Raw genomic sequence first — 25389 nt, 5'->3', positions numbered from 1 at the left:
CTCAGGCGGGCAGCCGGGTGTCGATCACGCAGCTGATCTCGACGACCTGACCCGGAAAGGTCAGTTCGGTGACACCGACGACCGTGCTGACCGGGCGGTGGTCACCGAAGTACGCCAGGTTGCCCGCCGCCACCGCCCCGGCGTTCTGCCGCAGGTTCACCATGTACACGGTCTGCGAGACGATCTGGGCGCGGGTCGCGCCGTAGTGGCTCAGGACCTTGTCGAAGTTGGCGTACGTCAGGTCGAGTTGGGCGGCGAAGTCGTCCGCGTGCAGGAAGTCACCGGCCTCGTCGATCGCGAGCTGTCCGGAGACATGGACCAGATCGCCGGACCTGATCGCCTGCGCATAACCGAAGTCGCTCTCGGCCGGCACGTCGTGGTTGAAGACATCGTTCGTAGGCATGCTGTCCACTCTCCTGTCACGAGGGCTCTCGCTCTCCTGTGGTTACTCAGGAACCGTAAGAGAGCAGCCGCTGACTTGGAAGGACGCACTTTCCGGGAACTGAGGAACCGGACGGTGACCGAGCAGGTCACGGCCTCACAGGACACCGCGACCCTTCCCCTGGCCACACCGGCCGGGCCCCGCGCCGGACCGGAGGCCAATCCGCCCCGCCGTGAACGCCCGGCGTCGATAGCGCCAACTCACGGAAGGGCGGGGTTTCCTGGCCCGGGGCGGGCCGCATACTCACTGAGGTTCCGCTCACCGTCGTATCCGCGCGTCGTGTCCCCGGCGCGTCCCGACCCGTCCCTCCGGGAGGCAGACATGGCCCTCACCACCCGTCGCAGAGCCCTCACCACCTTCGGCGCGGCCCTCGTGGGAGGCGTCGCGATACCCGCCCAGGCGTACGCGAGCGGGGGCGGGCGCCACCCCCGGCCCCGCCCGCTGGTCCGCGCCCACGCCCACAACGACTACGAACACCCCCGGCCCCTCCTCGACGCCCTCGACCACCGGTTCGGCAGCGTCGAGGCCGACATCTTCCTCGTCGAGGGGCAGCTTCTCGTCGCCCACGACCCGGTCGATCTGGACCCCGCCCGCACCCTCGAATCGCTCTACCTGAGGCCCCTGGCGGCGCGCGTGCGGGCCCACCACGGCTCCGTGTACCGGGGGTACCACCGCACCCCCTTCCAGCTGCTCATCGACATCAAGACCGAGGGCGCGTCGACGTACGCCGCACTCCACCGCCAACTGCGGCCCTACCGGCACCTGTTCACGTCGTACGCCCACGGCAAGGTGCGCCGTGGTGCGGTCACGGCCGTCGTGTCCGGGGATCGCGCCGCCCGTGCGCCCATGGAGGCGCAGCGCGTCCGGCACGCCTTCTACGACGGTCGTCTCGCCGACCTGGGAAGCGCCGCGCCCGCCTCGCTCATCCCGCTGATCAGCGACAACTGGTCCCTCAACTTCGGCTGGCAGGGCACGGGCCCGATGCCCGCCGCCGAGCGGGACAAGCTGCGCGGCATCGTCTCCGCCGCCCACGCGCGCGGGCAGCGCGTCCGCTTCTGGGCGACGCCCGACCTGCCGGGCCCGCAGCGCGACGCGGTCTGGGGCGAGCTGCTCGCCGCCGGTGTCGACCACCTCAACACCGATGACCTCGCGGGCCTTGAGGCCTTCCTCGACGCGCACGGCCGATGATCCGACCGGATCAACCTTCGCGCGAGTAACACCCGTTCGGAGCACAGGTCAGACGCCCGAACGCCTCCTCCGCTGCGCGACACTGACGGCCGGAAGCCGCGGTTCCGCGTGGCGGAGGAGGTACTTCGCATGGCTGTCTCGATCTCTGTCGTGCTGCTGCTCGTGATCCTTGCGGCGGTCTTTCTGCGCAACGGAGCGCTGAAGCTGTCGCACGCCGTCGTCTGCCTGCTGCTGGGCTTCTACCTGGCCGGCACGAGCATGGCCCCGACCATCCAGGACGGCCTGACGGCCACCGCCCACATCGTCAGCGGCATCCGGCCGTGACCGGTTCGCACGCAGGCCCGCGGGCCGTTCCTTTCGGGTTCATGAACAACTGACGCTGTTTCATGGACACTTCAAGGGTCGCGCTCTAGCTTCGGCGCATGTCCAGCAGACTGCGCCGCCTCGTTCCCGCCGGTGCCATGGCCCTGACCGTGTCCCTCGCGGTCCCCGCGTACGCCGACGACATACCCAGAGCCCCCGGGCACCGGCTCGTCGAGCAGTACGAGGGCGCGCCCGCCGACGCCCGCCCGCTGCCCGGCACCCCGCCGCCCCAGCACCCGTACCTCGCCGCCAACGGCCGCAGCGGCATGCACGCCGACGCGGCGGGCAGCGGCACGTACCCCTGGAGCGGGCCGCTCGGGAAGCGGCCCGCGGTCGACAGCGAGAAGATGGCGGCGCTGGGCGGCGAGTGCGCGACCGTCACCTTCGACCGCGACGGACGCATCGTCACCGTGTGCGGCACGTTCACCGGCTTCCTGGTCAAGCTGCTCGACCCGAGGACGCTGGACACGCTCGCCGAGTACAAGCTGCCGCAGCGGCCCTCGACCGTCGAGGCCATCACCCGGCTCGACTTCTCGAAGATCTTCAAGGACACGTCGGGCGGCGCCTATTCGTACCTCGACAACGAGGACAGGCTCGTCCTCGCCGACTCCCGCCAGCACATCGTCCGGCTCGCCCACGAGCGCACGCCCGACGGCGGATGGCGCTTCGTCGTCGACAAGGAGTGGGACCTGACGGACCACGTCCCGCACGACTGCGTGAGCTGGACCAACCTCTACCCGAGCGGTGAGTGCGACCCGGTCACGTCGGTGATGCCGGACTGGGACGGGCGCATCTGGTGGGTGACGCGGCAGGGGCGGGTCGGGACCGTCGATCCGAAGTCCGGCGACATCCGCTCCGTCCGCCTCGCCGGCGAGGAGATCCAGAACTCGTTCTCCGTCGCCGAGGACGGCGTCTCCATCGTCTCCGACCACGCCCTCTACAGCTTCCGGGCCGCCGCGGACGGCACACCGAAGGCCGTCTGGCGCCAGACGTACGACCGCGGCACCGGCACCAAACCCGGCTCGGTCAACCAGGGTTCGGGCACCACCCCCGACCTCTTCGGCGAGCACGACGACTATGTCGCCATCACCGACAACGCCGACGACCGAATGAACGTCCTCGTCTACCGGCGCGGCGCCGACGTGCCGGCCGACGAGCGGCTCGTCTGCAAGGTCCCCGTCTTCCGCTCCGGCGCCTCCACCACCGACAACTCGCTGATCACCTGGGGCGACAGCCTCGTCGTCGAGAACAACTACGGCTACGAGAACATCACCTCGCTCACCCTCGGCCGCAGCGTCGTCGGCGGCGTCAGCCGGATCGACGTGCGCGAGGACGGCAGCGGCTGCGACACGGCCTGGGAGAGCGCGGTGCGCGCCCCGTCCACCGTGCCCAAACTCTCCACCGCCAACGGCCTGCTGTACTTCTACACGAAGGAACCCAACAGCCTGGGCATCGACGCCTGGTACCTCACCGCGGTCGACTTCCGCACCGGCGACACCCGCTGGAAGCGGCTCGCCGGCACGGGCGTCGCCTACGACAACAACTGGGCGCCCGTGACGCTCGGACCCGACGGGACGGCCTATGTGGGCGTCTTCAACGGGCTCGTGGCGGTACGCGACACGGAGTGAAGGACCGTCACTTCCCGGAGAACACGCCGATGCCGTTCGGAACCGGCCGCTCGATCCCGCCGCTGGGGTTGTTGCGGACCGTCACGGCATCGGCGCCCGGGGCGCGCGCGACCAGCGTGGACGTCGCGGAGACCAGGGTGGAGGAGCCGCCGCCGTCCAGGCTGAAGCCGTCCCGCGCGCCGAGACCCCGCAGCGCCTCGGCCACCTCGGCGATCGTCAGCCCCGCACGGAACTCCGGGGAGCCGTCGAGCGAGAGCAGCAGCAGTCGACGGCCGTCGGCGGAGATCCCCGCCACCGTCCGCACCGCCGACGTCGTGGCGTCGAGGCCGGGCAGCGGCACCCCGTTGCGCAGCACGGGATAGCCGCCGATCGCGAAGCGCAACGGGGTGCGCGACTCGGCCGCCACCAGGCGGTGCCTCACGTGCACCCGGTCGCCCGCCGACAGCTTCCGCAGCTCCTGCGCGCCCGCCTCACGGCCGACCAGGACCGTCTCGTCCTGCGCGATCGGACCGCTGCCCGGCGTGTCGGCCGAGGCCACGACACGCCCGTCGCGCACCGTCACCTCGTGCGTGTCGGTGCTGCAGGGCGCGCCGCGGTTCGTGTCGGTGCCGCAGGTCGCACGCACGCGCGAGACGGTGCCCCAGTCGCCGGTGAAGGCGCCGACGGAACCCACCGGCAGCGCGTACTGGTTGAGGCCGCCCAGCGGGAGGCGCGAGCCACGGGTGCGGATCTGCCCGTCCAGGGCGAGGCTGTCCAGACGGGCCCTGCGGTCGGTGCCCACGCCGAGGACGGCCTCGGTGGTCACGCCCGGCGGCATCGCGGGACCGAAGCGCTGTCCGTTCGGCACGGCGGCCTTGAGCGCGCGGCCGCTCGCGACCGCCGGGCCGACGGGCGCGCCGGTCGCCGCGACACCCGGGTGCTGCGTCTCGGTGATGTTGAAGAAGTCGCCGTTGATGCCACCGACGGCACCGGACCCGTCCGCGAGCGCCGACACGGGCGCACGCGCGGCGACCTTGCCCGGATACAGCAGGCCGACGCTCGTGCGCCGATCCCGCAGGTCCACGTCGAGGACGTGCGCGCGGGCCGTGCCGCGGGAGCCCTCCACGTCGAAGTACCGGTACGCCACGCCCGGCGCGATCCTGCCGCCGGCGCGCTCCGCGACGCCGGAAGCACCGCCGGCCGGTGCCGCTCCCGCGAGAGCCGCACCGGCCAGCATGCCGAGCGTCGTGAAGAAGGTGCAGGCCGTTCTGAACCGTCCACCGCGTTGCTTCTGGCGTGCCACAGATCCCCCTGGTTCCTGATGTCGGCCGGGCGGCGAAGTGAGCGAAGTAACTGTCGCAGCAGCCAGGGGAGTTCACCAGACGCGGGTTGCTACGTTCCGGCCAGCCGGGAACGGATGAGGAAACGTACGCCCTCCGGTGCCTCCAGTGAGAAGCCGCTGCCTCTCCCCGGCACCACGTCCACGATCAGCCGGGTGTGGCTCCACACCTCGTACTGGCTCTTCGACATCCAGAACGCTACGGGCTCGGCCACCCCCTCGACCATCAACGACGCGAGGCATACGTCGGAATCACCGGTGCGGAAGTCGCCGTCCGGGAAGCACATGGGTGCGCTGCCGTCACAGCAGCCGCCCGACTGGTGGAACATCAGCGGCCCGTGCAGCTCCCGCAGCCGCCGTACGAGCCGTGCGGCGGCAGGGGTCAGCTCCACCCGGGGAGTGCTGCCATCGGCGTCCTTCGATGCTTGCGTCTCCTGACGGTCCATGGAGCGACTCTGTCCCGCGGCACGTTGCAACAGGGTTGCGAGGAGCGGCCGACCGGCCCCTGTTCGGAGCAATTGTGGGATGGTCGGGTCGTGTCGCGGAGGGAGCGGCGGCGGACCGGCCGAAGCTGGTGCGATGCGCTGGTTCCTCTCGCCGATCGCCGCTCTGTCGCTGGCCGTACCCGCTTCGCACGGGGCGGCCGCCGCTCCCGCGCCCGCCGCCCTCGTCGAACCGGCGTGCCGCGCGGGCACCGCCCCCTACCAGCGCGAGCTGGAACGCGAGCTGGGGCTGCCGGTCGACGGGCGCCAGTCCGCCGCCGACTGCGCGGCCATCCGGCGGCTCCAGCAGCGGCTCGGCATCCGCCCCGCGGACGGCAGCGCCAACCTGCGGACGTACCGCTTCGTCGTCGCCGACTCCATCCGGCGGAACCCCGCGCAACGGCGGGCCTGCCCCGCGAAGCCGTACCGGGTCACGTGTGTGGATCTGACCCGGCAGGTCCTGTGGGCGCAGTCGGGCCGCAGGCTGGTCTTCGATCCGGTGCCGATCCGCAGCGGCCGGGACGGCCTGGAGACCCGCCGCGGCTGGCAGCGCGTCTACCTGAAGAAGAGCTACCACTACTCGACGATCTACCACGTGCCCATGCCGTACGCGCAGTTCTTCAACGGCGGGCAGGCCCTGCACGGCACCCGTTCGGACCTCTTCTCGTCCGGCTCGGGCGGCTGCGTGAACCTGGCCCTGGGCGACGCGAAGCGGCTCTACGACCTGCTGCTCAAGGGTGACCGCCTCTACATCTGGGGCACGAAGCCGGGCACGGGCGGCTGACGCCACCCGTGCCCGGCGGGGGTCACTTGCGCTTCTTGCCTCCGCCCCGCTCGTTGGTGAGCGTCACCGTGACGCCCTTGGCCGCGTTGCCCGCCGTCACCCTGTGCGGGCCGCTGACCCTCTTCGACGGCAGGACGTATCCGTCGGGAACGGCGGTCTCCCGCAGGTAGTACGAGCCGAGGTCGAGGCCCTGGAACGCGCACCGGCCGCGGCCGTCCGTGGCACAGCCCCCGTCGGCGAGCGTGTCCCGGCCCGCGCCCGAGGTCTGCAGACCGGGCCTGCCGTTGGTCTCGCGCCACAGCTGGAAGACCGCGCCCGGCAGCGGTCTGCCCGTCTTCTTGTCCTTCTTGACGACCGTGATCGAGCCGACGTCCTCCGGTTCGTCACGCACACTGTTCAGCGCCACCACGGAGACTCCCCGCGCGGCGTCGGCCGCGGTGAGGACGAGGGGCCCGAAGACCGCCGGGTCCGGCAGCTCGTACCCGTCGGGGGCCTTCGTCTCGACCCAGTAGTACGTGCCGACGGAGACCTCCCTCTCGCAGGTGCCGGCGGCGTCCGTCGTGCAGGGCGAGCCCGACGGGGTGTCGGGGGTTGACCCCGTCCGCTGCAGGCCGGGCCTGCCGTTGGTCTCGCGCCACAGCTGGAAGACCGCGCCCGGCAGCGGCCTGCCCGTGTCCTTGTCCTTCTTGACGACGCCGACCTCGCCCTCCACGACGGTGGGCTTCTTCTCGTTGGTGGCCGTCACCGACACGCCCGCGGAGGCGTTGGCCTCGGTCAGCTCCAGCGGCCCGAAGACGTTCGGCGAGGGCAGGTCGTAGTCGCGCGGGGCCTTGGTCTCGCGCCAGTAGTACGTGCCGAGCGGCACCGTCCTGGAGCACTCGCCCGGCGCCTCGGTGACGCAGGAACCACCGACCTTGGTGTCCGGGTCGTCGCCGCGGGTCTGCAGCCCGTCGACGCCGTTGGTCTCCTCCCACAGCTCGAACTCGGCGCCCGCGAGCGGCTCCCCGTCGTCCTCGTCCGTCTTGACGACCTTCACCTCGCCGGAGGTGGGCGCGTCGGAGCAGTCGGGCAGGTCGCCGTCGAAGGGGTAGTTGTGGAACTCCTGGCCGCCCCCGCCCGACGCCGAGCTGGTGTGGGTGAGCGAGCCCGTGGTGAAGAAGCGGCCGTTGACGCCCGGCACACTGATGGTGGACGTCGAGCCCTGGTCGCCGATCAGGACACTGCCCTGGAACTGTCCGGTGCCCTTGATCTCCACCGAGGTGGCATCAGGGAAATTCCACAGCAGGCGGCCGCGCAGCTTGTTGAACGGGCTGCTGTCGTCGATCGTCCCGCTGTACGTGTTGATGGTGCGCCTGGTACCGAGGATGTTGACCAGCACCGTGGCGCCGTCCGGGATGCCCTCGAAGCGGATGCCCTCCTGGCCGCCGCTGCCGCCCATCAGGTCGAAGTCCACATTGAAGACCTGGAGCATGGAGGTGTTGTCGCCGCGGAACAGGGTCTCGCCGCCCGCGTGCGTGGCCGTTCCCGTGGGCGTGCGCGTGCCGCCCTCGGGGTGGGCGTAACACTGGCTGGCCGCGGTGAGTTCGTCCCGCAGCGGACGGTAGGGGTCGGCTGCGTCGGGGTCCTTGCGCAGGGTGCCGACGATCCTGCCGGTGGTGTCACCGGCGTGGCGCACCACACCGTCCTCGGCGAGCAGCCGCTCGCCGTCGGCGACCCTGACGTCGCCGCCCGTGGTGAGCCAGTCCGCGCCGACGGGCGGCGCCACCCGGGAGCCGACGCCGGCCTCGCCGATGTTGTAGACGCTGCTGGCGCCGGCGACCTTGTCCTGGTCGAAGTCGCCGAGGACGACGACGCGCCCTTCGGCCTCAGCGGCCCTCCCGCGGACGAGGAAGTCACCGCCCACGTACATGTTGATGCCGTTGTCGCGGTACCGGATCCCACCGTTGTTGACCGGCGGATAGCCGTCGCTGGGGCAGTTGCCCGGCACACACGGGCCGAGCCCGCCGGGCAGCGGTTTCGCCGCGGCGCCCGCGGCGGAGTGCGCGGCGGCAGGCATGGCCGGCAGGCCGCTTCCCGCCACGACGGCGAGGAGACAGAGGTACCTCATTCCGGACCGGAAGAGGGAGGGAACGGTCACGTGCACATCAGCTCCTCACAGGGACACAACGACGTGGAGGAGGCTTGCACGATTGCCCTCCGCGACCGATCAACCGATCCGTGCCTTCATACGAAGAGCACCGCAAAGGCCGAGTGTCAGCCTCTGCAGGTGTGTTCGCGGGGCCACGATCCGCACGGCCGAGCGACGTGATCACTCGATCGTGAGTTGTGCCGCCCCCGGGCCCGCTCGGGCGCGATGCTCGCCAGGACGGAGGGCGGCCGGCGCCGCCCGGACGCGCGAGGGGATGGGGGAGACGGCATGACTCGGGAAGCGGAACGGCCCGAAGGCCCGGACGGGCAGGCGCTGCTCCTGGTGGCCGGACTGGCCGATCTGGCGGTGAGCACGTTGAGTTCGGCGCTGGGGGCGGCGCGGGGGCTGCTGCGCCGCTCCGACACCGCCGAGCTGGCGGCGGAGGCAGAGCGCGAGCTCACGGCCCGCGGGCGCCTGGCGCTTGACCGGTACGCGACGGTGCCCCCGGCCCACCTGGAGATCCTGGCCCGGCGCGCCCTGGCCAGGCGGGCCGCCGATGACGTCTGACCGGTGGGAGCCGACCGGCTTCAAGACCCGCGTCGACGACGTCCTGCACCGCTTCGTCGCCGAGGAGGCGGACCGGTTCGCGGCGGTCGACCCGCTCCTCGCCCCGGTGGCCGAGCAGGTGGAGGCGTCGGTCGCGGACGGCAAGCGGCTGCGGGCCGCGTTCTGCTACTGGGGCTGGCGCGCCGTGGGCCAGCCCGACAGCGACGCGCTGGTACGGGCGGCGGCCGCCATGGAACTGGTGCACGCCGCGGCGGTCGTGCACGACGACCTCATCGACGACAGCCCGCTGCGGCACGGGCGGCCCACCACGCACCTGGCCCTGCGCGGCGCGGTACGGGGCAGGCCCCGCCGCGACGCCGCCGCCAGGTCACTGGCGATGCTGGTGGGAGACCTGCTGATGGCCCTGGCCGGGGAGCTCTTCGCCGCCAGCGGTCTGCCCGCCGCCTACCTGGCCCGGGCCAGACCGCTGTGGACGGTGATGGCCAGGGAGCTGATCGCGGGGGAGTGCCTGGAGATCCTGCGCACCGGAGCCGTCCCGGACACCGAGGCGTCGCTGAAGGTGATCCGCTACAAGACCGCCAAGTACACCGTCGAGCAGCCCCTGCTCATCGGCGGGTCCCTGGCCGGTGCCGGGACGCGGCTGCGCGACGGCTTGCGCGCGTACGGGCTGCCGCTGGGCGAGGCGTTCCAGCTGCGGGACGACCTGCTCGGCCTGTTCGGGGACCCGGAGGTCACCGGCAAGGCCAACGCCGACGACGTGCGCGCTCACCGGCCCACGGCCCTCCTCGCGGAGACCTGGCGCCTCGCGGGCGACGGCGAGCGGGAGCGGCTGCGCGGTCTCCTCGGCCGGCGTGACCCGCGCGGCGAGAGCCTCGAAGAGGTGCGCGAGGTGATGCGCGGGCTCGGGGCGCCGGCCCGCATCGAGGACATGATCGGCGCGCGGGTCGAGGAAGCCCTCGACGCCCTGCACGAGCTGGCCGTGCCCCCGCACGCGGACACCGCGCTGACCGCGCTGGCGCGTTCGGCCGCGCTCCGCCCGTCCTGACCCGCACCCGTCCTGACCCGCAACGGAAGACGAGGAACCCTGCCATGACCCGCACCGAGGCATCGATGGACGGCCTGCGCCGGGCCGGGGACGAACTCGCCGACGCCACCGTCGCCGCGCTCTTCGAACGTGGGCAGGTCGGCACCTTCAACACCCTGATGCGTTACGTCTCCACCGTCGGCGCCCCGCTGCCGGACGGGCTGCCCGACGTGGCGCGGGAGTACTTGGAGGCCACCCGCGTCCCGCCGCCCTGGGTGGACTGGGGGGAGATGGAGAAGGCCCGGCTGTTCTTCATCGACAACAACGTGCACATCTCCACCGCCCTCTCCTTCGCCGCCATGCCCGCCTGCTACGTCGTCCCGCACGTGGCGAAGCTCCTCTCGGCCACGCACGGACTGAAGTACCCCTCCAAACGCATGGCGGAGACCGGGCAGTTCACCGTGTACCTGATGCAGCCCGGCGCCTTCGAGAGCGGCAGCCGCTTCATCCCCGCGGCCCAGAAGGTGCGCCTCCTGCACGCGTCGATCCGCCACCACCTGAAGCGCGAGAACCTGTGGGACACCGCCGCCCTCGGCACGCCGATCTGCCAGGAGGACCTGATCGGCGGGCAGATGTTCTTCTCGCTGCTCGTGCTGGACAGCCTGCACCGCCTCGGCATCCACATGTCGACGGAGGGCGCGGAGGCCTACTACTACGCCTGGCGCGTGGTCGGCGCGATGCTCGGCGTCGACCAGGACGCGGTCCCCAAGACGCTCGACGAGGCCCGCCGGTTCCTCGATCTGTACATGCTCCGCCACATGGGCCCCTCCGAGGAGGGCGCCCACCTGACCCGGCAGCTCATCGACCTCTACGAGGAAGTGGTGCCGGGGACCCTGGTGGACCCCATCGTCTCCGCCCTCATCCGCTTCCTCGTCGGAGACACCTGCGCCGACTGGCTCGCGGTGCCGCGCACGCCGTGGGACACCGCCGTCAGGGCAGTGCCCCGCCTCCTCGGCGTCCTGGAGAGCATCGAGGACCGCTCACCGTACGGCGCCTGGGCGCTGGACCGCCTCGGCCACCTCGTCAGCGTCTTCGAGCTCTCCTCCCTCACCCGTGGACGCGTGATGCACTACGCCATCCCGGAACAGCTCAAGAAGGAGTACGGCGTCTCCACCACGGTGGCGCCCGGCCGACGGTGGACTCCGCCGCCCGCCTCGGCCCTTTGAGGGCCGCCGCGGCTCTGGCGGTGCGTCGCGCGCTGCACGAGGATGGCCCCTCCTCGGGGGTGTCCGCGGAGCGGAGGCAGCGCGATGGGGCGACACGCGGCGGCGGGACGGCGGCGCAGGCGGCCGGTCGTGTCCGGCGCGCTCGGCTTGGTGTCGCTCGGCGCCCTGCTGTGCGTCCCGAACGCCGGGGGAGCACCGCTGTCGGCCGACGCCTGCCGCACCGCGGGCAGCACGCTGCCGCGCGGGGACTGCGGGCCGTTCTGGCAGGTCCTCGCCGAGGACTTCAACGGCGACCGGGTGCCGCTCGGCGCGTTCAGCGACTGCGACCACCACGCCGACACCTCCGCCGCGTACTGCGCCGGGCTCGACGGCTCCTACCGCGACAACTGGTGGGCGTACCCGACGGGCTGGCGCGACACGGCGAACGACCGGGACCGTGACGTTGTCGGCGTCTACCACCCGGAGGACACCGTCAGCGTGGGTCCTGCGGCCGACGGCGACGGCCGCATGCGCATCCGCATGTGGCGGCCCGCCGACGGCGGGCCCGTCCACGCGTCGGCGGTGGTACCACGCGCCGTCATGCAGATGAAGTACGGCAAGTACAGCGCCCGCATCAAGGTCACCAAGCAGGCTCCCGGCTACAAGTCGGCCTGGCTGCACTACGGCGGCGGCTGCGAGATGGACCACCCCGAAGGCGAGTGGACCGGCTCCCTGAGCGCCTTCCACCACCCCTGCGGCGGAGGCGAACAGGGCTCGTACCCGGGCGCGGCCGACTGGACCGAGTGGCACACCGTCTCCACCGAGTGGACCCCCGGCCACGTGCGGTTCTTCGTCGACGGGCGCGAGACGGGACACGACACCAGAGGCGTGCCGGACGAGCCGCTCTCCTGGATCCTGCAGAACGAGAGCGCCCTGGAAGGACCGGGAGCGGCGCCCGGCAGCAGCGCCCAGCTGGAGATCACGTGGGTGGCCGCGTACGCGTACGGCTGGAAGTGACGCGCGGGCGCCGCGAGTTCATCCGCTCGTACCGGAATCGTCACCTCGTACAACCCTTCTGCCGCATCCCCTGTCGAACAGGGCGCCGGACAAGGAACGGGCCCTTTCCGGACACCCCCGCGCCTGCCCGGCCACCTTCCTTCACAGGAGCCGCTCGTGCGCAAGAACCGTTCGGCCGCCCTCGCCGCGGCATCGTTCCTTCTGCTGACCGGGGCCGGTATCGCCGCCGCCCCCTCCGCCTATGCCGGCACCCCTGGGGGTACCCGCGCCGACGACCGCAACAGCGACTTCAACGGCGACGGATACGAGGACGTGCTGGTCGGCGCCCCGGGCGCCACGGTGAGCGGGGCCAAGGGAGCCGGTCTCGTCACGGTCCAGTACGGCTCGACGAGAGGCATCGGCACCACGAACGTCGCCCGGTTCAGCCAGTCGACGGCAGGTGTCTCCGGCGCCGCCGAGGCGGGTGACAACTTCGGCAAGGCCGTCGCCACCGGTGACCTGGACGGCGACGGCTACGACGACGCGGTCGTCGGCATCCCCGGAGAGGACCTCGACGAGGGGGCGGACGCCGGTGGCGTCGCCGTCCTCTGGGGCTCGAAGTCGGGACTCACCGGCTCCGCGAGCAGCTGGCTGCAGAGCGGGGAGGCCGCCGCGGGCCAGCAGTTCGGCCTCGGTCTCGCCGCGGCGCGCTTCACCGCGGACACGCCCGGCGACCTCCTCGCCGTGCTCGACCGGGACAACGTGGACCTCTTCGTGTACGACCCCGCGCCGCAGGCCCGGGGCGAGGCGCCGCTGCGCCGGCAGGCCACCGAGCGGCTCGGCAGGTCGGCCGACGCGAGCCAGATCGTCGCCAAGGCGCTGACCACCGGTGACTACGACAAGAACGGCTACGCCGACCTCGTCGCCTCCGGTACGACCGAGGGGGACGAACCCGGTCACGGCTGGTCCGTGCAGTTCGCGGGCGGCGCCGACGGCCTCACATACAAGAACGACCTGCGCGGCGGTCCCGCGGCGGCCTCCGGCGACATCAACAACGACGGCTACGACGACCTCGTGACCGGCGAGCCCAACTCGCCCGACGACGGCGGCGAGACGATGACCGGCGGTCTGGTCGGCGTGCGCTACGGAACCGAGGACGGCCTCAAGGAGGAGGCCAAGTGGTGGACGCAGGACGCCGAGGGCGTGCCGGGTGTCGCCGAGCGCGGTGACGGCTGGGGCGCCGACCTGTCCGTCGCGGACACGAACGGCGACGGCTACGCGGACGTCGCGATCGGCGCGCCGGGCGAGGACATCGGCACGGTCGCCGACGCGGGCGCCGTCTGGGTGCTGCGCGGCTCGGACAACGGGCTGACGGCGAGCGGCGCGAAATCCTTCGACCAGGACTCCGCCGACGTCCCCGGCGAGCCCGAGAAGGGCGACAAGTGGGGCGCGCAGGTGCGCCTCTCGGACCCCAACCGTGACGGCCGCTTCGGTCTCCTCGCGGCCGCGCCCGGCGAGAACGCCGGGGACGGCGTGGTGTGGGTCCTGTCCGCGGGCTCGGGCGGCGTCACCGGCGCCGGATCCTGGACGTACGGTGCGGGCTCCCTCGGAGCACCCGCCACGGGAGCGGCGTTCGGCGCGGCGATCGACGAGTAACCGCCGCTCCCGGCGGCAGCCGGACACGCCCTATCCGAAGCGCTCCACGCGGAGCTGGGCCGGTGGGTACGGCGAGAAGGAGGTCGTGCCCACCGACCAGTGGCCGTCGCCCGTTCCCGGGATACGGGTGAGGGCCTCCGGCAGGTAGGCGCCGGGCGTCCCGGGGCCGCGTTCGCTCGCCCAGGTCGTGCCGTTCCAGCGCAGGTAGTGGGCGCGTTTCTGGTCCCAGAAGTCCCAGCCGGAGATCAGGTCGGGGCGGCCTTGGTCGTCGCCCGAGATGCCGCTCAGCAGGCCGACGCCGAACGGTGCCCCGGGGTTGGCCCACTCGGTGCCGTCCCAGTGCTGCAAGGTGATGCCGGGGGGTTTGCCGGGAGGTCCGCCCGGGCCGTACGCGTAGCCGGTCAGCCAGATGTCGTCGTGGGCGACCGGCAGCAGTCCCGTCACCGAGCCGCGGATGCCGAGCAGGCGCGGCACGACCGTCCAGGCGCCGTCCCAGCGGGCGATGACGTCGCCGAACACCCACACCTCGCCGCCGGGCGTCACGGTCACGCCGGTGGGCGTCGGTGCCGCCGCGTCCGGCAGGGGCACGCACCAGCGCCACGTCGTGCCGTCGCCGCGCAGCAGCCCGGCACGGTCCTGGTGCCGCCCCGACACCCAGAACCGGCCGTCGGGCCCGGCCGCGACGTCCGTCAGCCGCGTCCCCGCCGCGCCGCGCCCGGGGAAGCCGGCCTCGCGCCAGGTCGTGCCGTCCCAGGTGAGGAGCTGGTCATGGCCCGCGGTGTCGGTGCCGATGGCCCAGGCCGCGCCGCCCGCGGGGTCGGCGGCGACGGCGCGCAGGGCGCCCGTGTACGTCAGGTGGGACAGGTCGTCCAGTGACCAGGCGGTGCCGTTCCAGCTGAGGGAGACGGGGGTGCCGAGGGTTCCGCCGTACCGGCCGTGCTCGCCCACGGCCCAGGCGAGTCCCGGCCCGGCGGCGGCCACGGAGACGAGGTGGGCGGCGGGCTGTCCGGCGGGCGCGGTGACCTCCCGCCAGGTGCCGGAAGCGGCCGCGGGGCGGGCGGTGGCGGTCCCGGACAGGGGCACGGACAGGGCGGCCCCCGTGCCGGTCGCCGTCAGACCACAGGCAAGACCACGGACAAAGACGCGTCTTCGCATGAGAAGAGCCTTCCTCTGCTGGGAGGGGTTCACGGTGCGTGAGATTCGGGGCGCGCTGAGGTGTGCAACACCCTGAACCGGGTGCCGTGCGGCGTCAATGCGCACGGGCGCGTCTTTTCGTCCTGGTCCGGACCAACTACCGCTCAGTAGGGGCGAGTTGGGTAGCGCTTTCTTTGCCGAATCCTCATATGGCGGGCGCGTGAACTGGGGGTAAATGTCGCTCTTTTGGCTGTCAAGGCGCCCAATTCAATTGTTGACACGGAGAGTTGGTCTAGTCCATTTTGGTGATCCGGCGTGGAGACCTGCCGCCGGAAGAACCGATCCTTGGAGCACCACATGCCAGCGAGCGACCGCTACCTCCATCGCGCCCCCTCCGACGTCCCGTACTTCAGCTCGGACGGTGAGACGTACCTGGCGCAGACCCAGTTGCGCGACCTCCGCAAGACCCGGCCCCTGCGCGTGCTCTCCGAGGAGGACTTCGCCTTCTGGCAGACGTACGGCTACGTCGTCGTGAAGCAGGCGATCCCCACCGAGGCCGCGAAGGACCTGCTCGACTTCGCCTGGGAGTTCCAAGGGCTGGACCGCGGCCGCCCGGAGACCTGGTACGAGGAGCGCGAGTTCCGCTCGGACCTGGACCGTGAGCTGCACGTCTACGGCTTCGTCGAGGCCTACCACCACCAGCTGATCTGGGACAGCCGCCAGACCCGGCGGGTCTACGACGCGTTCGTCGACGTCTGGGACTGCGAAGAGCTCTGGGTGACCCTGGACCGGCTCAACCTCAACCCGCCCAACGTCAAGAACCGCTCCCGCTCACTGATCGCGCCCACCGAGCGCGGCTTCGACATCAATCTCCACTGGGACGTCGACACCACCCTCGGCGTGCTGCCCCAGCGCGTGCAGGGCATCATCGCCCTGGACGACACCCGCCAGGACCACGGCGGCTTCCAGTGCTGCCCCGAGCTGTTCCGGCAGTTCGACCGGTGGAAGGCCCTCCAGCCCGACGACCGCGACCCCATACGCCCCGCGATCGACCGCGACAAGATGCCCGTCGTACGACCGGAGCTCGAAGCCGGCGACCTGCTGATCTGGAACGGTCTGCTGGCGCACGGCGTGGCCCCCAACACCTCGAAGGACGGCGTCCGGGCGGTCCAGTACCTCTCGATGATGCCCGCCCTGGAGACCCACGACGAACTCCGCCGCTCCCGCGTCGACTCCTGGAGCAACCTCTCCACACCGGACTGGAACGCCACGCTCCTCGGCGACGCCCACAAGCACGAGTCGCTGCGGTACGGCACCGCCGCGCTCAACGACCTGGGCGCCAAGCTGCTCGGCCTCAAGTCATGGAACGGGGAAGCAGCATGCGCCGAATCTGCCTGACGCTCCCCACCAACCGGGCCTGCCCCGAGACCATCGCGGCGATCGGCGAGGAAGCGGCGTATGCCGCCGCGCACTTCGACGTCGAGGCGCACCTGCTGATCCTTGACTCCTCCGACCCGGCCACGTTCGCCGAACACACCCGGGCCGTGCGCGCCCTGCCGGACGTGCCGCGCGTCGTCGTGCACCACCTGGACGAGGCGGCACAGCGCGACTTCCTGCGCCGGGTGATCGGCGAGGCCGACGTCGCCAAGCCGGAGCTGCTCCTCGACCTGATGCTCCCGGCCGGCCTCTCCTACGGCGCCTGCACCAACCGCGCCTTCCTCATCGCGGCCGCGCTCGGCTGCGAGTCCGTCCACCGCAGGGACTCCGACAGCCGCTACCAGACCGTCGAAGGCGAACCCGTCTTCCCCGTCCACCACGAGCTCATGTCGCTGGGCAAGCCCGCCACGGAGGCGGCGCACGGCGTCACCGAGAGCGCTCTCGAACCCCGCCACGCGGACAAGCGCGTGGCCATGGTCGGCAGCTCCTTCGTGGGAGAACTCTCCGTCGACATCGGCGAGATCCACCGCCTCGACCCCGACGTGTACTACGACGTGGTCAGCCTCTGGGCGCCCGACCACTGGACCGAGGCCGAGAAGCGGGACCTGGTCGACGACTCCTTCCGGGGCGCGGGCTCCGAGACGTTCGAGCGCGACCACGCGCTGCTCACCCTGGTCGACCCGATGCGCGTCGACATGTGCAACATCAGCTTCCACGACGTGCACGAGCGCGTGCCGCTGCCGCCCGCCACCGACACCATCGGCAGCGACTACTTCCTCATCCACCTGGTCCACGACGCCGCGCTCCCCGGCGTCCTGCACAACCGCAACATCGTCAACTACTACACCGCGGAACGCAGGACCGACGCCGGTTTCCTCGCGTACCAGACGCGCTTCGCCAAGTTCTTCCTGTCGATGCTCTACTTCAACCACATCTACGACCGGATGGCCGCGGCCGGCGACGCGCTGCTCGACGACCGCGGACACGTCCGCGCCTCCGTCATCGCCGGGTTCGCCCGCGAGAGCACCGGGCTCGACCAGGCCGGGAACATCCGGCGGCTCGACCGCCTCGACACCGCCTACCGCAGGCTCGGCGGCCGGTACGAGGAGTTCGCCGGCCACCTGACCACGCGCCGCGAACGCCTGCTGGACGAGGCGCGCGGCGACATCGAGGACTTCGCCCTGCTGACCGAGGCATGGGAAGCCCTCGTGCGCGCGAGCAAGGCCACCGGGCCGCTCCTGACGGCGGGACACCCCGCGTGAGCGCGACGACGACGTACCCGGCCCAGGAGGCGTACGGCGCGGTGCCGGGGCACGACAGCGGCCCGCTCCTCGACGCCCTCGCGGCCGCCGCCGAGGACCAGATCGTCTTCGACCTTCCCGGCATCGAGGAACGCTACGACACCCTGTGCCGCGAACTCCCGGGCGTGGCCGTCCGCTTCGCGATGAAGGCCTGCCCGGTGGACGAGGTCCTCGCCCGCCTGGCACGGCGCGGCTCCGGAGTCGACGCGGCGAGCCCCAGGGAGGTGGAGCAGGCGCTGGCGGCGGGCGTGCCGATCGGCAGGATGCACTACGGCAACACCGTCAAATCCGACAGAAACATCGCCGACGCGTTCCGGCTGGGCATCAGGGACTTCGCCACCGACAGCCTGGAGGACGTGCGGGCGGTCGCCGAACACGCCCCGGGCAGCCGGGTGTTCTGCAGGCTCGCCACCACCGGCGAAGGCGCGCTCTGGGGGCTCAGCAACAAGTACGGCTGCTCGCCCGAGGACGCCCTCACCATCCTCGGGGCGGCGCGCGAGCTGGGCCTCACGCCCGCCGGTCTGTCCGTGCACGTCGGCTCGCAGCAGATGACGGCCGACGCCTGGCACGGCGCCTTCGACCGCATCGCCGACGTGCTCGCGGCCCTCGCCGGGCGCGGGATCTCCCTGGACCACGTCAACCTCGGCGGCGGGCTGCCCGCCCTCGGATACCGCGACAAGCACGGCAGGCCCCTCGACCCGCCGCTGGACAAGATCTTCGCTGTCATCCGCGAGGGCATGGCGCGCCTGGCCCGGATACCCGGCCACCGGCTCGGCTTCGTCATCGAACCGGGGCGCCATCTCACCGCCGACCACGGCGCCATCCGCGCGCACGTCTCCCGGCTCTCCGCGCGCCGCACACCCGACGGAGAGCGCCAGTACTGGCTGTACCTGAGCTGCGGCAAGTTCAACGGCCTCTACGAGATGGACCAGTTGCAGTACCGCATGGTCTTTCCCTCGCACCCCGACGCCGAGTCCGTCCCCGCCGTGATCGCGGGCCCCACCTGCGACAGCGACGACGCCTACTCCCACGAGGACGGCCTTGTCCCGGTGCCCAGGGAGCTCGCCTCCGGCGACCCGGTCTGGGTCCTCTCCTGCGGCGCGTACGCCACCAGCTACATGACGCAGGGCTTCAACGGCTTCAGCCCGCTCCCGTACACCTGGATCGACGGAGAGGCCGCATGACCGAGGAGATACGGGTACGCCGCATCGCCGACGGCGACTGGGACGGCATCGTGGCGCTGGAGTCCCGCGCCTACGCGCCCCTCGGCCTGTCGGAGGGCCGCGCCGCCCTGGAGTCCCGGATGCGGGCGTCACCGGGCACGTGCTTCGCGCTGGACCTGGAACAAAGCCTCGCGGGCTACCTGCTGGCCCTGCCCTACCCGGAGTCCGCCTACCCCGAGCTGCGCGGAACCGAGCCGACGACGACGCTCCGCTCGCGCAACCTGCACCTGCACGACATCGTCGTCGCGGAGCACCTGCGCCACCGGGGCCTGGCCAGGCACCTCCTGGAGCACCTCACCGCGACCGCCCGCTCGCACGGGTACGAGCAGATCTCCCTGGTCGCCGTCGGCGGCAGCGAGACGTTCTGGGCGGGCCGCGGCTTCACCGCCCGCCGAGGGGGCCCGCCCCCGGCCGGCTACGGCCCGACAGCCGTGTACATGTCCAAGGCGGTGCCGGTCGACGTGCCGGCGCCGGAAGAAACAGAAATGTGGGCCGAGACGGGTGCTGCGCGTGCGTGATCCCTTCCACCGAAGTCAGTTGGCGATCGCGGCGCTGTTCTGCTCGCTCGGCTTCCAGTACGCGACATGGGCGGCGCGGATCCCCGCCATCAAGGCGGACCTCGGCCTGACCGCCGCGGAGGTCGGCGTGCTCCTGATGGCCGCGGGCATCGGCGCGGCCGTGTCGTTCCCCATCGTGGCCGTCCTGATGCGGCGCCTCGGCTCGCGGCGCCTCGCGCTCCTGTCCGCGCTCTGCCTCGCCCTGCTGCTCCTCGCCCTGGCCGCGGCGCCCAACTATCCGGTGGCCCTGCTCGTCATGTGCGTCGACGGCGTCCTCGTCGGCTGCCTCAACGTCGCCATGAACGCCCAGGGCGCCGAGCTGGAGAACCGGTACGAGCGCAACGCCATGGCCCGGCTGCACGCGACGTTCAGCGGCGGCTCCCTGCTCGCCGCGCTGCTCGCCTCCGGCATGAACGCGGTGACCTCGACGGTCGCCGTGCACTTCGGAGCGGCCGCGGCGCTCCTGCTCCTGCTGGTGGCGCTGTCCCGAGCAGGCCTCCTGACCGATGAACAGCCCGCCGTACAGGAGGCTGCGAAGAAGGAGAAGGGGGAGAAGGAGGCAGAGAAGGAGCCGGTCGGGAAGAGGAGCGGCAAGTGGTCCGTCCCGTCCCGCATGACGCTGTGGATGTGCGCCGCCATGGCGTTCGGCACCGTGACCGAGGGCGCCATGAACGACTGGTCGGCCCTCTACCTGGAGGACGTCGCCGAGGCCTCCGCCGAACTCGCACCCCTCGGCATCGCCGTCGTCTCCGGAATGATGGTCGTCGCCCGCCTCTTCGCCGACGGCTGGCGCAGCCGCTGGGGTGACGGCCGCATCGTCCTGACCGGCAGCGTGCTGGCCGGGGCGGGCCTGGCGCTCGCGCTGCTCAGCGGCGGCCTGGTGCCCGCCCTGCTGGGCTTCGCCTGTGTCGGCCTCGGCATCGCGGCCGTCACCCCGTGCGTCTATGTGGCCGCGGCGGGGCAGGGTTCGGACTCGCTGACCCTGGTCGCGGCCATGGGGACGACGGGCCTGCTCGCGGGGCCGCCGCTCATCGGGTTCATCGCGAACGCGAGCGGTCTCGTGTGGGGTTTCGCCGCCGTCGCCGCGTCCGCGCTGGTCGTCTCCGCGTGCAGCACACGGATCAGCTGGCCCGCGGCGACCGGCTGACCTGCGCCGCTGCGGGGCGGACCGGCTCCGTCCGATCTCCTGCGTACCGGAGGGTAGGCGCACCCGACCCCCTTGTTATACATTCCGTCTAACAACGGGGTCGCGGCCTGCCGTGCGACGGGGCGCCGCGCCCGCAGCCCGGACGTCCGAGTCAAGGAGCCGCAGCATGGCAAGCAGCACTGTTCGGCCGAGCACACAGGACCACTCCCCGGAGGGCGATGTCGCCCGGCGGCTGCTGGACTCGGCCGCCGTGCTGGCGTACGACCCGGCCACGGAGGTGGACTGGGAGACACCGCTGGACCGGAACTGCCACGGCGCGAGCCCGGAGTGGAGCACGCTCTACGGCACCGCCTACTGGCGGGAGATGACCGAGGAGCAGCGCAAGGAGCTGACCCGGCAGGAGGCCGCCTCGGTGGCCAGCACGGGCATCTGGTTCGAGATGATCCTGCAGCAGATGGTGCTGCGCGACGTCTACGCCAAGGACCCGACGAGCACCGAGGTGCAGTGGGCGCTCACGGAGATCGCCGAGGAGTGCCGGCACTCCATCATGTTCGCCCGCGGCGCCGAGAAGCTCGGCGCTCCCGCCTACCGGCCGCGCCGCTGGGCCACCGAACTCGGCAGGGTCTTCAAGTCCGTTGCCTTCGGCGAGGCCGCGTACGCCGCGATCCTCGTCGCCGAAGAGGTCCTCGACGTCATGCAGCGCGACTGGATGCGGGACGAGCGGGTCGTGCCGTTCGTCCGCACCATCAACAACATCCATGTCGTCGAGGAGTCGCGGCACATGAAGTTCGCCCGCGACCAGACGCGCAAGCGGCTCGCGGGCGCGGGCCGGGTGCGCCGGGAGTTCAACGCCCTGGTGATCGCCATCGCGTCGTACGTGATCGTCACCAGCATGGTGAACCGCGAGGTGTACGCGAACGCCGGGCTCGACGCGGAGCGGGCGATCGCCGAGGCGAAGGCCAACGAACACCACAAGTCCATGATGCGGTCCAGCTGTTCGGGCCTCATGGAGTTCCTGGCCTCCTGCGGCCTGCTCACCAAGCCGGCCCTGGTGTTCTACAAGCGCGCCCACCTCATCTGAGCCGACCCGACCCACCTGAGCCGAGCGAGCCGACGAACATGACCTACGCGATCACCCAGACCTGCTGCAGCGACGCCACGTGCGTCGCCGTCTGCCCGGTCAACTGCATCCACCCCACGCCGGAGGAGCGCGCGTTCGGCAGCACCGAGATGCTGCACATCGACCCGAAGACGTGCATAGCGTGCGGCGCCTGCGCCGACGCGTGCCCCGTCGACGCGATCTTCCCGGTGGACAGCCTGCCCGCCGCACAGCAGGAGTACGCAGCGATCAACGCGGCCTACTACGAGGACGACGCGGCGGACCGGAGACCCGAACCCGCTCCCGGGGGCCCGAACTTCCACACCTGGGGCGAGCCGTCCTTCCCGCGCGTCCTGCCCGCGGACTTCGCACCGCTGAAGGTCGCCGTCGTCGGCACGGGACCCGCCGGGATGTACGCCGTGCAGGACCTGCTGCTCCACACCGGCGCCGAGGTCACCCTGATCGACCGGCTGCCGGTGGCCGGCGGCCTCGTGCGCTACGGCGTGGCGCCGGACCACCCCGCGACCAAGAAGGTCGGCGACACCTTCGCGCGCTTCCACGCACACCCGAGGGTGCGCCTGCACCTGGGCCTCGACGTGGGCACCGACGTCACTGCGGAGGAGCTCGCCGCCCACCACGACGCGGTGATCTACGCCGTGGGCGCATCGGCCGACCGGCGCCTGGCGATCCCTGGCGAGGAGCTGCCCGGCAGCGTCTCCGCGAGGGCGTTCGTCGCCTGGTACAACGCCCATCCGGACGCCGCGCCGGACGGCGTCGACCTGTCGGCGGAGCGCGTGATCGTCGTCGGCAACGGCAACGTGGCCCTGGACGTGGCGCGGATCCTGCTCGCCGACCCCGACACCCTCGCCCGCACCGACATCGCCGACCACGCGCTGCGGGCCCTGCGCGACAGCAAGGTGCGCGAAGTGGTCCTGCTCGCCCGGCGCGGCCCCGAGGACGCCGCGTACACCAGGTCCGAATTGCTCGCCCTCAAGCACCTGCCGGGCGTGGACCTGGTCGTCGACGACCACGACCCCCGCATCGCACCCGCCGTCGACACCGCGGGCGAGAAGGACAAGGCGGCGGTCCTGCGAGACGTCACGCGCGCGCGGCCGGACTGGGAGCGGCCCCCCGCACCCGGCCGCAGGATCGTGCTGCGCTTCCACTGCGCACCCGTCGAAGTGCTCGGCACCGACCGGGTCGACGCCGTGCGCGTCGCCGCCGGAGCGGGGGAGCGCACGATACCGGCGGGCCTGCTGCTGCGCGCGATCGGCTACCGCGGCGTGCCCGTCGCCGGGCTGCCCTTCGACGAGACCGACGGCACGGTGCCCCACGAGGGCGGCCGGGTCGCGGGACGGCCGGGCACCTACGTTGTGGGCTGGATCAAACGCGGCCCCACCGGCGGCATCGGCGCCAACCGCACCTGCGCCGCAGAGACGGTCTCCACGCTCCTGGCCGACGCGGTCGCCGGCACCCTGCCCGCCCCGCGGCACACCCCCAAGGCCTTCCACCGGCTGGCCCGCCGCCGCAACCGTCAGGTGGTCGACGCGCGCGGTCTGGCCGCCATCGAACGGGCCGAGGTCACGCGCGGCCGCGGCGCGGGACGCCCGCGGGTCAAGCTGGCCACGGTCGCCGAACTCGTCGCCACCGCACGGTCGTCCCGCGCGGGCCTCCTGCGCTGACCGGTGCGCAGGCGGGGGTTCAAAGGACAGGCTCTCAGTCCACCGCTGACGTCCCGTCGACCGAGTACGCCTCCAGGCCCGCGGTCGCGAGGATGTCCGCGACGCACTCCGCCGAGCCGCCCACGTACGTGCTCACCAGGCCGACGTCCCCGCCCACGCACCACGCCCGGTCCTCGGGCCACCACAGGTCGGGCAGGTCCGGTACGCCCTCGTGGGTGCCGGGGGCGGGGGAGTCGGCGTCGTCGAGGGGACCGGAGAGGAGGATCTCCTCACGTCCCGGCGTCTCGAAGGTGGGCACGTCACCCCATTCGACGTGCCCGTATCCGGCCCACAGCCCGTACCGGCAGCGGTCGGGGGTGCGGGTGTGCCGGGCCAGGACGGCGATCAGGACGCGGGCCACGTCGGCGGGGGTCGGCCCCTCGTGCGGGTGCTCGTCCCAGACGCCCGGGACGGCCGGGGTGTCGTCGTTGCGGTACAGGAGACGGTCCTCGGCACCGATCAGTTCGTGCCAGCGCGTCGCCGCGTCGACCGTCGCGCCGTACGCGGCGGCGGCCCGGTCCCACCGCACCGGCGCCGCGCCGAGCCGCGCCGGATGCAGGATCCGCGCGTACGCCTCGAAGCCGGGGACGCACACCGCGCCGACCGTGCCGAACGCGGCGGTGTCGTGGGTGCGCCGCTCCAGCCAGCGGGCGGGCGCGAGATCGTGCCGCTCGACGCGGAGACGGCCGTAGACGGTCGGGGGCGGAAGCCGGTCGGAGAACATGCCCTCAGTCTCGCTCGTGGTGGGCAGTGGACAGTGGGTGGTGGACCGGGAACGGCGGAAGGCCCCGGTCTCCGTCACCGGAGGCCGGGGCCTTCTCTCGCGAGCGCTGGGCAGGCCTTGCACCTGCATCTCCCCACAGGAAGTGGGGCGCCTTTCCTTGGACCACCAACGCCGGGCCCGGCACCGTCTGTTCGGCGGCGAGCTCATGATCGACTGTACCCCACCGGCCGGGCCGGAGTGAAATCCGGCCGCGACAGCTGTCCCGATCGTCCCGCTCGCCCTACGATCGTCCGCATGCTGCTGCGCCGGAAGTTGCGGATGCTCATGGTCCTCGTCGTGGCGCTCGCCGCCGCGCTCGTCGGGGCGGCCGAGGGGAGCGCGTGGGCGGCGCCGCCCGGCGCGGACAAGCCCTCGCGCGGCCGGCAACTGCTCTTCTACAACCACGCCTACGGCGTCGTGGACCGGGAGACCGCCGACGCCGTCGAGCACTCCGCCTATCTGCGGGAGTTCGCGAACTTCCAGGTCCGCACCACGACCGGCTCCGACGGGCAGACCTGGACCGGCCGCTACCTCCTGGGCCGCGAGACCTACCTCGAACTGTTCGGGGTGGGTGACCTGCCCGGCAAGGACGGCGAGTTCGGCGCGACCGGCATGGCCGTCTCCGTCGAGCGCGCGGGCGACCTGGCGACGGTGCGCGAACGGGTGCGGGAGCAGGGGATCACCCCGGCCGACTTCCTGCAGACGCGTGACTTCGGGGACGGCGTCCCTGTGCCGTGGTTCGACGGGTTCTTCGTCATCGAGGCCAATCAGTACGACTCGTTCGGCACCTGGGCGATGGAGTACCGGCCGGAGTACTTCGCCGACCCGCGCAGCAAGACCGAGCCGCCCGGCCACCCGGGCGACGTCGGCCGCGAGCGCTATCTGAACGACGACTACCGCAAGCACCGCATGCGGGACGTGACGTCCCTGCGTCTCGCGGCCAGCCCGCGTGACATCGCGAGCACGGTGCCGTTGCTGCGGGCCGGCGGGTTCGTCGTCCGTGCGCTGCCCGATGGCGGCGCCGTCGCCGTGCGGGGCGGCACCACGGTCCGCCTCGACGCGACGGGCCGCGAGGAGGCGGGCCTGCGGGAGGTCCGGTTCTCGCTCAACCAGCCCGCGACGGAGCGCCACGAGGAGCGGATCGGCCGGTCGACGCTCACGGTCGGACCGGGCGCCGAAGCCGTGTGGACGTTCGACGGCGCCCGATAGCGGCGCCGGTCGCCCCG

General features: G+C 72.2%; 23 protein-coding genes. 17 read left to right on the top strand and 6 right to left on the bottom strand.

Going from position 1 to position 25389, the window contains the following annotated elements:
- Position 1: 1 nt before the first annotated feature.
- Complete coding sequence (locus AB0H82_RS07815) at positions 2–403, bottom strand: RidA family protein (protein ID WP_362989951.1); 402 nt, start codon at positions 401–403, stop codon at positions 2–4.
- Between the two features lie 360 nt (positions 404–763).
- On the opposite strand from AB0H82_RS07815, the gene AB0H82_RS07810 reads away from it, so the two are divergent.
- From AB0H82_RS07810 to AB0H82_RS07800, 3 genes are all read left to right on the top strand, one after another.
- Entirely contained in the window at positions 764–1630 is an 867-nt protein-coding gene (locus AB0H82_RS07810) for a phosphatidylinositol-specific phospholipase C/glycerophosphodiester phosphodiesterase family protein (RefSeq protein WP_362989949.1), read from the top strand.
- A 129-nt stretch (positions 1631–1759) separates the two neighbouring features.
- The gene (locus tag AB0H82_RS07805) at positions 1760–1954 is read left to right on the top strand and encodes a hypothetical protein (RefSeq protein ID WP_362989947.1); all 195 of its coding nucleotides are present in this window, start codon (positions 1760–1762) and stop codon (positions 1952–1954) included.
- A 137-nt stretch (positions 1955–2091) separates the two neighbouring features.
- Entirely contained in the window at positions 2092–3621 is a 1530-nt protein-coding gene (locus AB0H82_RS07800; protein WP_362990068.1) for a hypothetical protein, read from the top strand.
- A gap of 7 nt (positions 3622–3628) precedes the next feature.
- Here AB0H82_RS07800 and AB0H82_RS07795 read toward each other — a convergent pair whose 3' ends face one another.
- Both AB0H82_RS07795 and AB0H82_RS07790 read right to left on the bottom strand, forming a co-directional pair.
- Positions 3629–4837, bottom strand: a complete 1209-nt coding sequence (locus tag AB0H82_RS07795; RefSeq protein WP_362990066.1) for a phosphodiester glycosidase family protein — start codon at positions 4835–4837, stop codon at positions 3629–3631.
- Positions 4838–4992: 155 nt separating this feature from the next.
- On the bottom strand, positions 4993–5385 hold the full coding sequence (locus AB0H82_RS07790) for a DUF779 domain-containing protein (protein WP_362989945.1): 393 nt from the start codon (positions 5383–5385) through the stop codon (positions 4993–4995).
- 133 nt (positions 5386–5518) lie between these two features.
- Here AB0H82_RS07790 and AB0H82_RS07785 point away from each other — a divergent pair, with 133 nt between their 5' ends.
- Positions 5519–6205: a L,D-transpeptidase gene (locus AB0H82_RS07785; protein ID WP_362989943.1), complete on the top strand. Its 687-nt coding sequence runs from the start codon at positions 5519–5521 to the stop codon at positions 6203–6205.
- Positions 6206–6227: 22 nt separating this feature from the next.
- Here AB0H82_RS07785 and AB0H82_RS07780 read toward each other — a convergent pair whose 3' ends face one another.
- Positions 6228–8342, bottom strand: coding sequence for a choice-of-anchor A family protein (locus AB0H82_RS07780; protein WP_362989941.1), 2115 nt, complete (start codon positions 8340–8342; stop codon positions 6228–6230).
- A 279-nt stretch (positions 8343–8621) separates the two neighbouring features.
- On the opposite strand from AB0H82_RS07780, the gene AB0H82_RS07775 reads away from it, so the two are divergent.
- From AB0H82_RS07775 to AB0H82_RS07755, 5 genes are all read left to right on the top strand, one after another.
- Positions 8622–8900: a polyprenyl synthetase gene (locus AB0H82_RS07775; protein ID WP_362989939.1), complete on the top strand. Its 279-nt coding sequence runs from the start codon at positions 8622–8624 to the stop codon at positions 8898–8900.
- On the top strand, positions 8890–9945 hold the full coding sequence (locus AB0H82_RS07770; RefSeq protein ID WP_362989937.1) for a polyprenyl synthetase family protein: 1056 nt from the start codon (positions 8890–8892) through the stop codon (positions 9943–9945). The genes AB0H82_RS07775 and AB0H82_RS07770 overlap by 11 nt, the downstream gene beginning before the upstream one ends.
- A gap of 44 nt (positions 9946–9989) precedes the next feature.
- On the top strand, positions 9990–11150 hold the full coding sequence (locus tag AB0H82_RS07765; RefSeq protein ID WP_362989935.1) for an oxygenase MpaB family protein: 1161 nt from the start codon (positions 9990–9992) through the stop codon (positions 11148–11150).
- Positions 11151–11234: 84 nt separating this feature from the next.
- Positions 11235–12146 carry a glycoside hydrolase family 16 protein gene (locus AB0H82_RS07760; protein WP_362989933.1) on the top strand — a complete coding sequence of 304 codons (912 nt, stop codon included), beginning with the start codon at positions 11235–11237 and terminating at the stop codon, positions 12144–12146.
- Positions 12147–12302: 156 nt separating this feature from the next.
- Complete coding sequence (locus tag AB0H82_RS07755) at positions 12303–13781, top strand: esterase (protein WP_362989931.1); 1479 nt, start codon at positions 12303–12305, stop codon at positions 13779–13781.
- 30 nt (positions 13782–13811) lie between these two features.
- Here AB0H82_RS07755 and AB0H82_RS07750 read toward each other — a convergent pair whose 3' ends face one another.
- Positions 13812–14936 (bottom strand): hypothetical protein, encoded by a 1125-nt coding sequence (locus AB0H82_RS07750; RefSeq protein WP_362989929.1) that lies wholly within the window; start codon positions 14934–14936, stop codon positions 13812–13814.
- Between the two features lie 336 nt (positions 14937–15272).
- Between AB0H82_RS07750 and AB0H82_RS07745 the strand changes: the two genes are divergently transcribed.
- The 7 genes from AB0H82_RS07745 to AB0H82_RS07715 all read left to right on the top strand — a co-directional run bounded on the left by AB0H82_RS07745 (position 15273) and on the right by AB0H82_RS07715 (position 23361).
- Positions 15273–16313, top strand: coding sequence for a phytanoyl-CoA dioxygenase family protein (locus AB0H82_RS07745; RefSeq protein ID WP_362989927.1), 1041 nt, complete (start codon positions 15273–15275; stop codon positions 16311–16313).
- Positions 16295–17614, top strand: coding sequence for a DUF6271 family protein (locus AB0H82_RS07740; protein ID WP_362989925.1), 1320 nt, complete (start codon positions 16295–16297; stop codon positions 17612–17614). The genes AB0H82_RS07745 and AB0H82_RS07740 overlap by 19 nt, the downstream gene beginning before the upstream one ends.
- Positions 17615–17655: 41 nt before the next feature.
- Positions 17656–18837 carry a type III PLP-dependent enzyme gene (locus AB0H82_RS07735; RefSeq protein ID WP_362990064.1) on the top strand — a complete coding sequence of 394 codons (1182 nt, stop codon included), beginning with the start codon at positions 17656–17658 and terminating at the stop codon, positions 18835–18837.
- Positions 18834–19394, top strand: coding sequence for a GNAT family N-acetyltransferase (locus tag AB0H82_RS07730; protein WP_362989923.1), 561 nt, complete (start codon positions 18834–18836; stop codon positions 19392–19394). Before AB0H82_RS07735 ends, AB0H82_RS07730 begins: the two co-directional genes overlap by 4 nt.
- Positions 19378–20580: an MFS transporter gene (locus AB0H82_RS07725; RefSeq protein ID WP_362989921.1), complete on the top strand. Its 1203-nt coding sequence runs from the start codon at positions 19378–19380 to the stop codon at positions 20578–20580. The genes AB0H82_RS07730 and AB0H82_RS07725 overlap by 17 nt, the downstream gene beginning before the upstream one ends.
- Positions 20581–20746: 166 nt before the next feature.
- Positions 20747–21661, top strand: coding sequence for a diiron oxygenase (locus tag AB0H82_RS07720; RefSeq protein WP_362989919.1), 915 nt, complete (start codon positions 20747–20749; stop codon positions 21659–21661).
- Positions 21662–21699: 38 nt separating this feature from the next.
- Complete coding sequence (locus tag AB0H82_RS07715; protein ID WP_362989917.1) at positions 21700–23361, top strand: FAD-dependent oxidoreductase; 1662 nt, start codon at positions 21700–21702, stop codon at positions 23359–23361.
- A gap of 34 nt (positions 23362–23395) precedes the next feature.
- Here the strand turns inward: AB0H82_RS07715 and AB0H82_RS07710 are convergent, their stop codons facing one another.
- Complete coding sequence (locus AB0H82_RS07710) at positions 23396–24124, bottom strand: hypothetical protein (protein WP_362989915.1); 729 nt, start codon at positions 24122–24124, stop codon at positions 23396–23398.
- 318 nt (positions 24125–24442) lie between these two features.
- On the opposite strand from AB0H82_RS07710, the gene AB0H82_RS07705 reads away from it, so the two are divergent.
- Positions 24443–25372 carry a DUF5829 family protein gene (locus AB0H82_RS07705; protein ID WP_362990062.1) on the top strand — a complete coding sequence of 310 codons (930 nt, stop codon included), beginning with the start codon at positions 24443–24445 and terminating at the stop codon, positions 25370–25372.
- The last annotated feature ends 17 nt before the right edge of the window (positions 25373–25389 follow it).

Source organism: Streptomyces sp. NPDC050732, assembly GCF_040654255.1.
Lineage (GTDB): Bacteria > Actinomycetota > Actinomycetes > Streptomycetales > Streptomycetaceae > Streptomyces.
This window is presented reverse-complemented; position numbering and strand designations above follow the sequence as displayed.